Below are 13,228 nucleotides of genomic sequence, written 5' to 3'. Positions count from 1 at the left end.
TTTTATGTGGTTGTGTTGTGTACCTAACAGTTACCACAGGCAGAAGGGGACAAAAATCACATTTGGTTATAAGGCATAACGAACGGTTTACTGAGCGTCTTTCTTTTTACGCTTGAGCTTCGTCCAGATTTTGGTTTCCTGGCGACGCCACAGGCGCTGAATGTTGTCATGATGACGCAGCAGGATCAGGCACGAGAGCATCGATACCGGGAAGGTAAACTGCGGTTTGAACCACCAGACATAAAACGGAGCGATCAGCGCGCTGACGATGGCGCCCAGCGATGAATAGCCGCTCAGCAGGATGGTCAGCAGCCAGGTGCCCGCCATCACGCCAGTGAGATCCCAGCCGATCGGCGCAATCGCGCCAAACGCGGTTGCAACGCCTTTACCGCCTTTAAAACCAAAGAAAACGGGCCAGATATGGCCGACGCAGGCGGCGATAGCAATCAGCCCCAGCCAGAAGGGTGTGACGCCCAGCGCATACGCACCCCAGACGGGGAGCATTCCTTTCAGAACATCAAAAATCAAAACCGCTACGGCTGCTCCCTTGCCGCCAATTCGTAGTACATTGGTCGCCCCCGGATTTCCGGAACCACTTTCACGCGGGTCAGGCAACCCGGCGATGCGGCAGACCAGAATGGCGCTGGAGATTGAGCCGCAAAGGTAGGCGAGGATAATCATTCCAGGCGCGATTGCACTCATAACGCTGTTCCGTTTTGAAAATGTATCTGTATTCTCAGCATCTGTGGATAATACGCATAATTCGCCGGAAGTGGTATCCGGTTTAGCCAAAAAGCAGGCAGGTCGTGATGGATATTGTATTTATAGAGCAACTTTCGGTAATCACCACAATTGGTGTTTACGACTGGGAACAGACCATCGAGCAGAAACTGGTGTTCGATATCGAAATGGGCTGGGATAACCGCAAGTCAGCAAAAAGCGATGATGTGAATGACTGTCTGAGCTACGCCGACATCAGTGAAGCGGTAGTTGGCCACGTGGAAGGGCAACGATTTGCGCTGGTGGAACGCGTGGCGGAAGAGGTAGCGGACCTGCTACTGAGCAAATTTAACTCCCCGTGGGTGCGCATCAAACTAAGCAAGCCGGGAGCGGTGGCGCGCGCCGCCAATGTGGGCGTGATTATCGAGCGTGGCACAAATCTGAAAGGAAAGATTTAACGTCATAATTGCTAAACCATTTTAGGTTATATCGGTCTTAAAGCTGTATCTTTCACGGTTGTCCGCGTGGGACACCGTTTTTTTATATCTTTTTAGGGGTTTATAGATGAGCGATATGCACTCGCTGCTGGTGGCGGCAATTCTGGGTGTGGTCGAAGGATTGACGGAGTTTTTGCCGGTGTCCAGTACGGGCCATATGATTATCGTTGGCCATCTCCTGGGCTTTGAAGGCGATACCGCAAAGACGTTTGAGGTGGTGATTCAGCTGGGCTCTATTCTGGCGGTGGTCGTCATGTTCTGGCGTCGTCTGTTTGGTCTGATCGGCATCCACTTCGGGCGTCTACCGCAGCGTGAAGGAGAGGGCAAGGGGCGCCTGACGCTGATTCATATTCTGCTGGGGATGATCCCGGCGGTGGTGCTGGGGCTGGTGTTCCATGACACCATAAAATCGCTTTTCAACCCGATTAACGTGATGTACGCGCTGGTTGTCGGCGGCTTCCTGCTGATTGCCGCCGAAGTGCTGAAGCCAAAAACCCCGCGTGCAGAAGGTCTGGACGATATGACGTATCGCCAGGCGTTTATGATTGGCTGCTTCCAGTGTCTGGCGCTGTGGCCGGGCTTCTCCCGTTCAGGGGCAACCATTTCCGGCGGGATGCTGATGGGCGTGAGCCGTTACGCGGCGTCTGAGTTCTCGTTCCTGCTGGCGGTACCGATGATGATGGGCGCCACCGCACTGGATCTCTACAAAAGCATCGGCTTCCTGACCGTAGGCGACATTCCGATGTTCGCCGTGGGCTTTATCACCGCCTTTATCGTGGCGCTGATTGCCATCAAAACCTTCCTGCAACTGATTAAGCGTATCTCGTTTATTCCGTTCGCGATCTACCGCTTTATCGTCGCGGCTGCCGTGTACGTGGTCTTCTTCTGATGACCGACCGCCCTCAGTCTTTCGGCTGAGGGCAACGTTTTTCCTTCCACGCCGCAACCGCATCAATCCGCCGTTTCGTCAGCTCTTCGCGGATCTCCGGGCCTTTAAACCCTGCCTCCACCACCTCTTTCGTTGGCACTGCTTTTGCGATTTCCCACGCCTCGCGCAGCAAACGACCCTGCGGATAATCGGACGCTTCAAACCCGGTACGGCCGCGCACGTCCGCTTCGCTGGTCAGCGCAATTTGCTCCACGCGCTGCGGCTTGCGCCAGGCGTCGATGTTATCGAACAGCCTGACGATGGTGGCGGGTTTCAGGATCGGGAAGGTGTGGATCAGGTCGTGAAACTCGGCCACCAGTTTTGCCAGATCGCGAATGTCATTCGGCACGCGCAGGCGCTGGCAAAGCCCTTCAACCAGCTTCACGCCAGCCGGACCGTGCCCGTGGTGGCGTGGCCACAACTCCTTTGGCGTTAACCCTTTGCCGAGGTCATGGCAGAGGGTAGAAAAGCGCACGTCCACCTCCGGGCTGAGCATGGCGGCCATGCTCAGCGTCATCAGGGTGTGAATGCCGGTATCAATTTCCGGGTGCCATTTCGCCGGGGCGGGCACGCCAAACAGCGCGTCTATTTCCGGGAACAGCACTTTCAGCGCCCCGCAGTCGCGCAGAACCTGGAAAAAGACCTGTGGATTGCGGGTAGTCAGGGCGTTTTCGGTCTCTTTCCAGACGCGTTCTGGCGTCAGATGTTCCAGCTCGCCCGCGTCGGTCATGGCCGTCATCAGCGCCATCGTCTCGTCGGCGATGCGGAAGCTGAGATGGGCATAACGGGCGGCAAAACGCGCCACGCGCAGTACGCGTAACGGATCTTCAGAAAAGGCGGGGGAAATATGGCGTAAAAGACGGTCGCGCAGATCGTTCTGGCCGCCGTAGACGTCGATAATATGGCCGTTTTCGTCCTGCGCCAGGGCGTTAATGGTGAGATCGCGGCGCAGTAAGTCCTGCTCCAGCGTGACATCCGGCGCGGCATAGCAGGTGAAGCCGGTATAACCGGAACCCGATTTCCGTTCGGTACGCGCCAGGGCGTACTCTTCGCGGCTTTTCGGATGGAGGAACACAGGAAAATCGCGGCCTACCTGCTGGTAGCCCGCGTCAATCATCGCTTCGGGCGTGGCACCGACCACGACCCAATCTTTATCTTTGACCGGCAGACCTAATAACGCATCACGTACCGCACCACCGACCAGATAACTCTTCACGCCAACACTCCCGTTTTCTCTTTTCGCAAGATGATACGTAAGTGTGGCAGAGAAGACGAGTTAGTTCATCCAGCGGTCTTTACGTTTACGGCTTGGGATAAGGTGAGGAAGCACCAGACCCAGCACCAGACCGACGCCCAGTACGCCGCCGCCATACATAAACCACTGCATGATGATGGTGCGTTGTTTGTCATCCAGCTGTAGATTAGCGGCGTTTACTTTCTTCTGTGCGACGATCAGCTCGTTTTTCAGCTTCTGATTTTCGTCTTTCAGACCGGCGATCACGCTGTCGCTTTGCGCCACTTTCTGCTGCATCTCTGCGGTGCGCTGGTTCCAGGTACCGTCAATGTTGTTCAGCTTATCGGTCAGGGTTTTCACCTGATTTTCCAGATTCGGCACGCGGGTGCGCAGGCTTGGCACTGTGCTTAGCTCTTTCAGCGGGATCCATGAGGTGCGGCCAGAGCTGTCACGAACCTGACCGTAATTGGTGTCTGCGTTAGTTTGCAGCAGAGTCACTTCCTCGCCGGCATTTACCGTACCCACGAGGCGATAATTGTCTCCAGGGCCGCTGCGTACCCAGGTATTCAGTTCATCAGAAACGTAACGTTTCTCTTCAGCGTGGACCGCGGTTGCGGCGCTAAAAGCGAGTAAAGTAAGTCCAATCAGGCGTAATTTAAGCATATCAGTCGTTATTTTCATAAAAAGTGGAACGATAGTAGTGGTATCAGTGTCGCTACGCAAAGGATTCATCATCAATCGGAATCATCTGTGTCATGATTTCCACCGCTTTAAACTTTTACGCCCGTCAAATTGCTCATTGCGTGGCAATTTGGCGCAAAATACTATGTACTGACAAACAAATGGCGAGGAAGTTCGCCTTCATCGACGCGTCTGTGACGCACGCAAAAGTACAAGGCTATGGCACAAGAGATCGAATTAAAGTTTATCGTCGAAAAAGACAGCGCTGACGCGCTCCGCCAGCATCTGAATACGCTGTCCGGCGAGCACCATGAACCCGTACAGCTGCTCAACATCTATTACGAAACGCCGGACAACTGGCTGCGCAGCCACGATATGGGCCTGCGCATCCGTGGTGCGAACGGGCGCTACGAGATGACGATGAAAATCGCCGGTCGCGTGGTGGGCGGTTTGCACCAGCGTCCGGAATACAATATCGACATCAGTAAGCCAGAACTTGAGCTGGATCGTTTTCCGGCGGAAGTGTGGCCGGAAGGGACGCTGCCCGCAACGCTGTCGGCAGAGGCGCAACCGCTGTTCAGCACCGATTTCTGGCGCGAGAAATGGCTGGTGACGGAAGGCAAGAGCCGCATTGAGATTGCGTTTGATCGAGGTGAAATTAAGGCTGGTGAAGAGCAGGAGCCGATCTGCGAATTGGAACTCGAACTGCTGGAAGGCGACGCGAGCGACGTGCTGAAGCTGGCGCACAAGCTGGTGAACCAGCCTGGCCTGCGTCAGGGCAGCCTGAGTAAAGCGGCGCGCGGCTATCACCTGGCCGCCGGGAATGCGCCGCGCGTGCTGCGAGAAACCCCGATTCTGCGCGTTGTGCCGAAAGCCTCCGTTGAGCAGGGCATGGAAGCGGCGCTGGAGCTGGCGCTCTCTCAGTGGCAGTACCACGAGGAGCTGTGGGCGCGTAACGTGAAAAATGCCAAAAAACAGGTGCTCGCTGCTATGGGGCTGGTGCGTCACACCCTGGCGCTGTTCGGCGGTATTGTACCGCGTAAAGCCAGCGCTCACTTACGTGATCTGCTCACTCAAACCGAAACGCTGATGCTTTCTGACGTGTCGGCACAAACGGCGATCTACAGCTCGCAAAACGCCAGCGCGAAACTGGCGTTGACCGAATTTCTGGTGACGCGCGGCTGGCGCATTTTCCTCGATGCGAAAGGGCAGACTAAAATCGCGGAAAACTTCAAACGTTTTGCGGATATCCACCTCTCCCGTCACGCGGCCGAGCTGCGAACCACCTTCGCGCATCCGCTGGGCGACCAGTATGGCGATCAGCTTCCCCGCCTGGCGCGTAACATCGACAGCATGTTGCTGCTGTCAGGTGCGTATGAGGGCGTGAAGGCGCAGGCCTGGCTGGAGAACTGGCAGGGGCTTAAGCATGCCATCGAGACCCGTCAGCAGATTGAGATCGAGCATTTCCGCAACGAGGCCATTTCGCAGGATCCGTACTGGCTGCACAGCGGAAAACGTTAATTCTGGCAAGGAACCCCTGATATGCCGCTTTCTTCGCAGTTACAGCAGCACTGGCAGACCGTTTGTGAACGCCTGCCTGAGTCGTTACCCGCGTCATCGTTAAGCGAGCAGGCGAAAAGCGTGCTCACGTTCAGTGATTTTGTGCAGGAGAGCGTCAGCGCTAACCCGGACTGGCTGGCAGCGCTGGAAAGCGCGCCGCCGCAGGCTGACGAGTGGCGGCATTATGCTGGCTGGCTGCAAACCGCGCTGGCAGAGGTGGCAGATGAACCCACGCTGATGCGCGTTCTGCGTCAGTTCCGCCGCCGGGTGATGGTACGCATTGCCTGGGCGCAGGCGCTGGAGCTGGTGAGTGAAGAGAGCACCTTGCAGCAGTTGAGCGAGCTGGCGCAGACGCTGATCGTCGCCGCGCGGGACTGGCTCTACGCCGCCTGCTGTAAAGAGTGGGGCACGCCGTGCAGCGAAGACGGGGTTCCGCAACCGCTGTTGATACTGGGGATGGGCAAGCTGGGCGGCTGCGAGCTCAATTTTTCCTCAGACATCGACCTGATTTTTGCCTGGCCGGAGAACGGCACCACGCGCGGCGGTCGTCGCGAGCTGGACAACGCCCAGTTCTTTACCCGCCTCGGCCAGCGGCTGATTAAGGCGCTGGATCAGCCCACCCAGGATGGTTTTGTCTACCGCGTGGACATGCGTCTGCGTCCGTTTGGCGACAGCGGGCCACTGGTGCTGAGCTTTGCCGCGTTGGAAGATTATTACCAGGAGCAGGGGCGCGACTGGGAGCGTTACGCGATGGTCAAAGCGCGGATCATGGGCGACAGCGACGATGCCTACGCCAACGAGCTGCGCGCCATGCTGCGCCCGTTCGTGTTCCGCCGCTACATCGACTTCAGCGTGATCCAGTCTCTGCGAAATATGAAAGGGATGATTGCCCGCGAGGTGCGTCGCCGTGGCCTGAAGGACAACATCAAGCTCGGCGCGGGCGGTATTCGTGAGATCGAATTTATCGTCCAGGTCTTCCAGCTGATACGCGGCGGGCGCGAACCTTCTCTGCAATCCCGTTCGCTGCTGCCAACGCTCAGCGCTATCGATCAGCTGCATCTGCTGCCGGAAGGCGACGCGCAAACGCTGCGTGACGCTTATCTCTTCCTGCGTCGTCTGGAAAATCTGCTGCAAAGTATCAACGACGAACAGACCCAGACGTTACCGGGCGATGAGCTGAACCGGGCGCGTTTGGCCTGGGGGATGCGGGTGGATGACTGGGCGGCGCTGACGGAACGGCTGGAAGCGCATATGGCGGGCGTGCGCCGCATCTTTAACGATCTGATCGGCGACGACGAAAGTGAATCGCAGGACGATGCGCTCTCCGAGCACTGGCGCGAACTGTGGCAGGACGCGCTTCAGGAAGATGACACCACGCCGGTGCTGGCGCACTTAAGCGACGATGCCCGCCATCGCGTGGTGGCGTTAATCGCCGACTTCCGCCTCGAACTGAACAAACGCGCCATTGGCCCGCGCGGTCGTCAGGTGCTGGATCATCTGATGCCGCATCTGCTGAGCGATGTCTGCTCCCGCGAGGATGCGCCGGTGCCGCTGTCGCGCATGATGCCGCTCCTGAGCGGGATCGTCACGCGTACCACCTACCTTGAACTATTAAGTGAGTTTCCCGGCGCGCTGAAGCATCTGATTTCCCTTTGCGCCGCCTCCCCGATGGTGGCGAACAAGCTGGCGCGTTATCCGCTGCTGCTCGACGAACTGCTCGACCCGAATACGCTCTATCAGCCGACGGCGACGGATGCTTACCGCGACGAGCTGCGTCAGTATCTGCTGCGCGTGCCGGAAGAGGACGAAGAGCAACAGCTTGAGGCGCTGCGTCAGTTTAAGCAGGCACAGATGTTGCGCGTGGCGGCGGCAGATATCGCCGGTACTCTGCCGGTAATGAAAGTGAGCGATCACTTAACCTGGCTGGCGGAAGCGATCATCGACGCGGTAGTCCACCAGGCGTGGGTGCAGATGGTGGCCCGCTACGGGCAGCCGAAGCACCTTGCTGACCGTGAAGGCCGCGGTTTTGCGGTGGTGGGTTACGGCAAGCTGGGCGGCTGGGAGCTGGGCTACAGCTCCGATCTGGATCTGATTTTCCTCCACGACTGTCCGGTTGACGTGATGACCGACGGTGAGCGTGAAATCGACGGGCGGCAGTTCTACCTGCGCCTGGCCCAGCGCATCATGCACCTGTTCAGCACTCGCACCTCATCCGGCATTCTGTATGAAGTGGATGCGCGTCTGCGCCCGTCCGGCGCGGCAGGCATGCTGGTTACCTCCACGGAGGCTTTTGCCGACTATCAGAAGAACGAAGCCTGGACGTGGGAGCATCAGGCGCTGGTGCGCGCCCGCGTGGTGTACGGCGATCCGCAGCTCAAAACGCAGTTCGATGCGATCCGCAAGGCGGTCATGACGACCCCGCGCGAAGGCTGTACGCTGCAAACCGAAGTGCGGGAAATGCGTGAGAAAATGCGCGCGCACCTTGGCAACAAACATCGCGATCGCTTTGATATCAAAGCTGATGAGGGCGGGATTACCGATATTGAGTTTATCACTCAGTATCTGGTGCTGTTGCACGCGCACGATAAGCCGAAGCTGACCCGCTGGTCGGATAACGTGCGCATACTGGAACTGCTGGCGCAGAACGACATTATGGATGAGCAGGAGGCGCAGGCATTAACCCGCGCCTACACCACGCTGCGTGACGAGCTGCACCATCTGGCCTTACAGGAACAGCCGGGCCATGTGGCGCTGGACGGTTTCACCGATGAACGCGCGCAGGTGACCGCAAGCTGGCAGAAGTGGCTGGTGGAACCGTGCGTAACAAAACAAGTGTGATATTATCGCGCGCAAATTGTGAATCTTTCTGGAGTCAGGAATGAAAGTAACACTGCCAGAGTTTGAACGTGCTGGAGTTATGGTTGTCGGGGATGTGATGCTGGATCGCTACTGGTATGGGCCGACCAGCCGTATCTCTCCGGAAGCGCCGGTGCCGGTAGTTAAGGTCGACACCATTGAAGAACGTCCAGGCGGCGCGGCAAACGTGGCGATGAACATAGCCTCGCTGGGCGCGCATTCGCGTCTGGTGGGCCTGACCGGCATTGACGATGCGGCGCGTGCGCTGAGCCAGTCGCTGGCGGACGTGAACGTGAAGTGCGACTTCGTTTCTGTTCCGACCCACCCAACCATCACCAAGCTGCGCGTGCTGTCGCGTAACCAGCAGCTGATCCGCCTCGACTTTGAAGAAGGGTTCGAAGGCGTTGATCCTGAGCCGCTGCATGAGCGCATTAGCCAGGCGCTGGGCAATATCGGCGCGCTGGTGCTGTCTGATTATGCCAAAGGCGCGCTGGCGAGCGTGCAGACCATGATCCAGCTGGCGCGCAAAGCCAGCGTTCCGGTGCTGATCGACCCGAAAGGCACCGATTTTGAGCGCTATCGCGGCGCAACCCTGCTGACGCCCAACCTCTCTGAGTTCGAAGCGGTGGCGGGCAAGTGCAAAACTGAAGAAGAGCTGGTTGAGCGCGGCATGAAAATCATCGCTGATTTCGAGCTGTCTGCGCTGCTGGTGACCCGTTCCGAACAGGGCATGACGCTGCTGCAACCGGGCAAGGCGCCGCTGCATATGCCAACCCAGGCGCAGGAAGTGTACGACGTGACCGGTGCCGGTGATACGGTGATTGGCGTGCTGGCGGCGACGCTGGCGGCGGGGAACTCCCTGGAAGAAGCGTGCTACTTCGCGAATGCCGCGGCGGGCGTGGTCGTCGGTAAACTCGGAACCTCCACCGTTTCGCCAATCGAGCTGGAAAATGCGGTGCGTGGGCGTGCGGATACCGGCTTTGGCGTCATGACCGAAGACGAGCTGAAAGTGGCCGTTGCCGCCGCGCGCAAACGCGGTGAAAAAGTGGTGATGACGAACGGCGTGTTCGACATCCTGCATGCGGGTCATGTCTCGTATCTGGCGAATGCGCGCAAGCTGGGCGACCGCCTGATTGTGGCGGTCAACAGCGATGCCTCAACCAAACGTCTGAAGGGTGAAACGCGTCCGGTGAACCCGCTGGAGCAGCGCATGATAGTGCTCGGCGCGCTGGAAGCGGTGGACTGGGTGGTCTCATTTGAAGAAGACACCCCGCAGCGCCTGATTGCCGGAATTCTGCCTGACCTGCTGGTGAAGGGCGGTGATTACAAGCCAGAGCAAATCGCAGGTAGCGAAGAGGTCTGGGCGAATGGCGGTGAAGTGATGGTGCTCAACTTTGAGGACGGGTGTTCAACCACTAACATCATTAAGAAGATCCAGAAAGACAGTCAGTAAAAAACGGGCCAGTTGGCCCGTTTTTTTATGTCGGGTGGCGGCTGCGCCTTACCCGACCTACGCGTTCATGTAGGCCCGGTAAGGCGTAGCCGCCACCGGGCACAACAGGCCGCACTATGCCTGGTCATCCACCGGTGGAATAGCTGGCGCTGGCTTCACCTCTTCCGGCGCATTGCGGCTCTCCAGCTCGCTCAGACGCTGTTCCAGCAGCGCCAGCTTCTCGCGGGTGCGCAGCAGCACCTGCGTCTGCACGTCAAACTCTTCGCGGCTGACTAAATCAAGGCGAACCAACTGTGCCTGCAACGTCTGGCGAATTTTCTTCTCAACGTCATCACCAAACTCACGAATACCTTTCGGCATGGACTCATGAACCTGACGCGCGATCTGCTCAATTTTCTTTGGGTCAATCATTGTCGTTTCCCTTGATGAAAAGGTGTTAGTGCCTATTGTAGCGCGTCATGCCGCGGGTTAAACAAAATTGTTTGAAGCTTATGCATTGCCCAGGGTAATCAATAGCGTTATAGTTATCTCGCTTATTCTCAGGGCGGGGCGAAATTCCCCACCGGCGGTAAATCAGCTTAACGCTGAAAGCCCGCGAGCGCTTTGGGTGAATTCTCAAAGGTCAGCAGATCCGGTGTAATTCCGGGGCCGACGGTTAGAGTCCGGATGGGAGAGAGTAACGATCCAGTCGGGCAAGGCCCGCTCACGTTATTTTTTTGCCGCTTGTACGGCGCTCCTAAGACTGCCCTGATTCTGGTAACCATAAAGTTAATGAGGTTTTTTTACCATGAATCAGACGCTACTTTCCTCTTTTGGCACTTCAACTCAACGTGTTGAACATGCACTGGATGCACTGCGCGAAGGCCGCGGTGTGATGGTGCTTGACGATGAAAACCGTGAAAACGAAGGCGACATGATTTTTGCCGCCGAGAACATGACCGTTGAGCAGATGGCGCTGACCATCCGTCACGGTAGCGGCATCGTATGCCTGTGCATCACCGAAGACCGTCGCCAGCAGCTTGATCTGCCGATGATGGTTGAAAACAACACCAGCGCCTTTGGTACCGGCTTCACCGTGACCATTGAAGCGGCACATGGCGTCACCACCGGGGTGTCGGCGGCTGACCGCCTGACTACCGTGCGTGCAGCGATTGCTGATGGTGCAAAACCCTCCGATCTGCACCGCCCTGGTCATGTCTTCCCGCTGCGCGCGCAGCCGGGCGGCGTGCTGACCCGTGGTGGTCATACCGAAGCGACCATCGATCTGGTGACGCTGGCTGGCTTCAAACCCGCAGGCGTGCTGTGCGAACTGACCAACGATGATGGCACCATGGCGCGCGCGCCGGAGTGCATCACCTTTGCGCGTCTGCACAATATGCCAGTGGTGACGATTGAAGACCTGGTTGAATACCGCCGGGCGCATGAGCGTAAAGCCAGCTGAACATGCTGATGTGAAAAAGCCGGGGAAACCCGGCTTTTTTGTTTCTAGTGGTAGTTAATTTTGAACAGTACCACGGTTTCAAACGGCCCGGACTGAATCGCTTTTCCTTCATCCCGCGAAAGTTCAGCCGTGTAGTTTTGCTCAAGATTCATCATATCGCCCGTAAAATCGGCGTATTCCTTGTACTGGTTGAATGTGTAAGGCTCCGTTCCGTTAAGAATACGCAGCTTTAACCCATTCCCTATCAGTACCGCGGTGTCGTCTGCGCTGAGCGTTTCGGTTGTGTAAAATGACGAGTCCATCTTAAATCCGTCCGAGCACTGGGCATCCTGCACTTTGGTGGTTCGAATTGAAAACGTGCGAATACGCTTCTGCTGATTCACAATGTCGCGCGCACTGAAGGTGCCGAAGTCGATCTCCTGATTCTCAGGGTAAATGCTAAACGTCGCCCCGCAATCAAGGACCGTAATGTTTTGCAGCCCGTTGATGTGATACTTCAGGTTCTTCGCGTCGGCCATCTGATTAACGCCACCCTTACCGTCAAATTGCACAACGATGTAATCGCTGAGCGAACTGACATAGCCATGCGGCGGCACAGCCTTTATTCTCACGAAAAGTCGTAATCGGGCGACGAACGTGCGCGAAATATGGATATCATCCGGATTACCAGAGCAAATGCGATTCTCCCAACCCATCTGGCGGATTTGAGCAGGGGTGTAAATAGTGATGTTATTGTTGTCCAGACACTGGCGGGTATCCACGCCGTTGGGCTGACCTGTAGCATCGTAATCTATGCCTTCATAGGTGACGCCCAGCTCATAATAGGGATCGGTTGCGACAGGATAAGGATTTACCCAGGCAAAGACATCTTCCGGCTTAAAATTGCTCGAGACGTTGTTGTCACACGTCACCGGAATCCTAATGTCATCAGACTCCCATATTTTTTGGCCAATTTGGGCGTTGCTGGGTATGGCAAAGGGGGAGATCGTTTTTGTCTCCTCGACGGAACCGCCAGAGCCACCCAGATAACAGTTAAGCGCCATCGCATCTTCCAAAGGTAGCGCTGAAAGCAGCAATGTAAGCAGGACACTAGCGAGCTTTCGCATCTTTATCGATTTTCCGTTCGGTAAGTTTACATTGCGCCGTTCCGGTGCACTGCACGTCGACTTTTTTCAGGGCACCGTAATCGTCGATATAGCCGATGCTGTAATAACTACCGTGGTAATCGCCGGTAGACGCGGTTGCCGTGGCGAAAGGCGCAATCATCAGACTGTCAAAACCCGGCAGCATGGTTTTAGCATTTTTGCTCAGCCACGCCAGCGTGATGTAGTACGGCGTAGGGTTGTGGACCGTGAGCCCATCCGCGTTGGCGGAAATTTCCATTCGCATTTCAGTCAGTTCGCCGGATTTTTTGCTAATCGCTTCTGGACGCCAGAACAGCTTAATTCGGCTCTGCATTGCTACCTGCATCACGCTGCGCTCCTCGCTGGCGCTGGTGTTTTTTGGCGGTACTTCACGCAGGTTGAAATAAAACAGCGATTCCCTGTCTCCTGGCAGCTGGCGAGTAGCGGCTTGTTTAACAATCCTTATCTGCGACGAGGTGCCCGCTTCGATACGTTGAATGGGGGGAAGCGCCATAAAGTGCGTATCTTCTTTTTGTCCCTTTTCATCTTCAATCCAGGAGAGCGCCAGATAAGGCAGCACCTTGCTCTGATTGTCCACTTTCAGGCTGCTGGCCTTGTCGCTTTCTGGAAAAACAATGCGCGTGCGGTCCAGATTAATGGCTGCGTGGGTAGCAAATGCTGTGCTGGTTAGCATCAGGCACAGGCTTTTAAACGGCGTTAATTTCATGATGATT

Annotated in this window: 12 protein-coding genes and 1 riboswitch; of the genes, 6 read left to right on the top strand and 6 right to left on the bottom strand. The window is 56.7% G+C overall.

Annotated elements, in window-relative coordinates; translation table 11 throughout:
• Positions 1–87 precede the first annotated feature (87 nt).
• Positions 88–702 (bottom strand): glycerol-3-phosphate 1-O-acyltransferase PlsY, encoded by a 615-nt coding sequence (plsY, locus tag L2Y28_RS18965; protein WP_022649440.1) that lies wholly within the window; start codon positions 700–702, stop codon positions 88–90.
• A gap of 107 nt (positions 703–809) precedes the next feature.
• Between plsY and folB the strand changes: the two genes are divergently transcribed.
• Both folB and bacA read left to right on the top strand, forming a co-directional pair.
• Positions 810–1,178 (top strand): bifunctional dihydroneopterin aldolase/7,8-dihydroneopterin epimerase, encoded by a 369-nt coding sequence (folB, locus tag L2Y28_RS18960; protein ID WP_022649439.1) that lies wholly within the window; start codon positions 810–812, stop codon positions 1,176–1,178.
• Positions 1,179–1,284: 106 nt separating this feature from the next.
• Positions 1,285–2,106, top strand: a complete 822-nt coding sequence (gene bacA, locus L2Y28_RS18955; RefSeq protein WP_003862545.1) for an undecaprenyl-diphosphate phosphatase — start codon at positions 1,285–1,287, stop codon at positions 2,104–2,106.
• Between the two features lie 13 nt (positions 2,107–2,119).
• Here bacA and L2Y28_RS18950 read toward each other — a convergent pair whose 3' ends face one another.
• Together L2Y28_RS18950 and L2Y28_RS18945 are read right to left on the bottom strand one after the other, a co-directional pair.
• Entirely contained in the window at positions 2,120–3,361 is a 1,242-nt protein-coding gene (locus tag L2Y28_RS18950; RefSeq protein WP_022649438.1) for a multifunctional CCA addition/repair protein, read from the bottom strand.
• Positions 3,362–3,421: 60 nt separating this feature from the next.
• Positions 3,422–4,042, bottom strand: a complete 621-nt coding sequence (locus L2Y28_RS18945) for a TIGR04211 family SH3 domain-containing protein (protein ID WP_023330192.1) — start codon at positions 4,040–4,042, stop codon at positions 3,422–3,424.
• Positions 4,043–4,279: 237 nt separating this feature from the next.
• Between L2Y28_RS18945 and L2Y28_RS18940 the strand changes: the two genes are divergently transcribed.
• Genes L2Y28_RS18940 through hldE form a run of 3 tightly spaced genes read left to right on the top strand, consistent with a single transcriptional unit; the run spans position 4,280 to position 9,929 of the window.
• Complete coding sequence (locus L2Y28_RS18940; RefSeq protein WP_022649436.1) at positions 4,280–5,581, top strand: inorganic triphosphatase; 1,302 nt, start codon at positions 4,280–4,282, stop codon at positions 5,579–5,581.
• 21 nt (positions 5,582–5,602) lie between these two features.
• Positions 5,603–8,458: a bifunctional [glutamate--ammonia ligase]-adenylyl-L-tyrosine phosphorylase/[glutamate--ammonia-ligase] adenylyltransferase gene (glnE, locus tag L2Y28_RS18935; RefSeq protein WP_022649435.1), complete on the top strand. Its 2,856-nt coding sequence runs from the start codon at positions 5,603–5,605 to the stop codon at positions 8,456–8,458.
• Positions 8,459–8,498: 40 nt separating this feature from the next.
• The gene (hldE, locus tag L2Y28_RS18930) at positions 8,499–9,929 is read left to right on the top strand and encodes a bifunctional D-glycero-beta-D-manno-heptose-7-phosphate kinase/D-glycero-beta-D-manno-heptose 1-phosphate adenylyltransferase HldE (RefSeq protein WP_015571898.1); all 1,431 of its coding nucleotides are present in this window, start codon (positions 8,499–8,501) and stop codon (positions 9,927–9,929) included.
• A 114-nt stretch (positions 9,930–10,043) separates the two neighbouring features.
• Here the strand turns inward: hldE and ubiK are convergent, their stop codons facing one another.
• A complete protein-coding gene (ubiK, locus tag L2Y28_RS18925) occupies positions 10,044–10,340 on the bottom strand; it encodes a ubiquinone biosynthesis accessory factor UbiK (RefSeq protein WP_000566823.1) in 297 nt (98 codons plus the stop codon).
• Between the two features lie 120 nt (positions 10,341–10,460).
• Positions 10,461–10,611: riboswitch (FMN riboswitch) on the top strand.
• A 105-nt stretch (positions 10,612–10,716) separates the two neighbouring features.
• On the opposite strand from ubiK, the gene ribB reads away from it, so the two are divergent.
• Positions 10,717–11,370: a 3,4-dihydroxy-2-butanone-4-phosphate synthase gene (gene ribB / locus L2Y28_RS18920; protein WP_003862538.1), complete on the top strand. Its 654-nt coding sequence runs from the start codon at positions 10,717–10,719 to the stop codon at positions 11,368–11,370.
• 44 nt (positions 11,371–11,414) lie between these two features.
• Here ribB and L2Y28_RS18915 read toward each other — a convergent pair whose 3' ends face one another.
• Positions 11,415–12,476, bottom strand: coding sequence for a type 1 fimbrial protein (locus L2Y28_RS18915; RefSeq protein ID WP_032621917.1), 1,062 nt, complete (start codon positions 12,474–12,476; stop codon positions 11,415–11,417).
• Complete coding sequence (locus L2Y28_RS18910) at positions 12,460–13,221, bottom strand: molecular chaperone (protein ID WP_022649433.1); 762 nt, start codon at positions 13,219–13,221, stop codon at positions 12,460–12,462. The genes L2Y28_RS18915 and L2Y28_RS18910 overlap by 17 nt, the downstream gene beginning before the upstream one ends.
• Positions 13,222–13,228 lie beyond the last annotated feature (7 nt).

This window comes from Enterobacter sp. JH25, from assembly GCF_021725435.1.
GTDB lineage: Bacteria > Pseudomonadota > Gammaproteobacteria > Enterobacterales > Enterobacteriaceae > Enterobacter > Enterobacter intestinihominis.
Note: the sequence above shows the minus strand (reverse complement) of the source record. Positions and strands in the feature narration are given on the sequence as shown.

Excerpts from the sequence above, each read along its gene's own strand:
- plsY (WP_022649440.1), bottom strand. The coding sequence starts at position 702 with ATGAGTGCAATCGCGCCTGGAATGATTATCCTCGCCTACCTTTGCGGC.
- folB (WP_022649439.1), top strand. The coding sequence starts at position 810 with ATGGATATTGTATTTATAGAGCAACTTTCGGTAATCACCACAATTGGT.
- bacA (WP_003862545.1), top strand. The coding sequence starts at position 1,285 with ATGAGCGATATGCACTCGCTGCTGGTGGCGGCAATTCTGGGTGTGGTC.
- L2Y28_RS18945 (WP_023330192.1), bottom strand. The coding sequence starts at position 4,042 with ATGCTTAAATTACGCCTGATTGGACTTACTTTACTCGCTTTTAGCGCC.
- L2Y28_RS18940 (WP_022649436.1), top strand. The coding sequence starts at position 4,280 with ATGGCACAAGAGATCGAATTAAAGTTTATCGTCGAAAAAGACAGCGCT.
- glnE (WP_022649435.1), top strand. The coding sequence starts at position 5,603 with ATGCCGCTTTCTTCGCAGTTACAGCAGCACTGGCAGACCGTTTGTGAA.
- hldE (WP_015571898.1), top strand. The coding sequence starts at position 8,499 with ATGAAAGTAACACTGCCAGAGTTTGAACGTGCTGGAGTTATGGTTGTC.
- ubiK (WP_000566823.1), bottom strand. The coding sequence starts at position 10,340 with ATGATTGACCCAAAGAAAATTGAGCAGATCGCGCGTCAGGTTCATGAG.
- ribB (WP_003862538.1), top strand. The coding sequence starts at position 10,717 with ATGAATCAGACGCTACTTTCCTCTTTTGGCACTTCAACTCAACGTGTT.
- L2Y28_RS18915 (WP_032621917.1), bottom strand. The coding sequence starts at position 12,476 with ATGCGAAAGCTCGCTAGTGTCCTGCTTACATTGCTGCTTTCAGCGCTA.
- L2Y28_RS18910 (WP_022649433.1), bottom strand. The coding sequence starts at position 13,221 with ATGAAATTAACGCCGTTTAAAAGCCTGTGCCTGATGCTAACCAGCACA.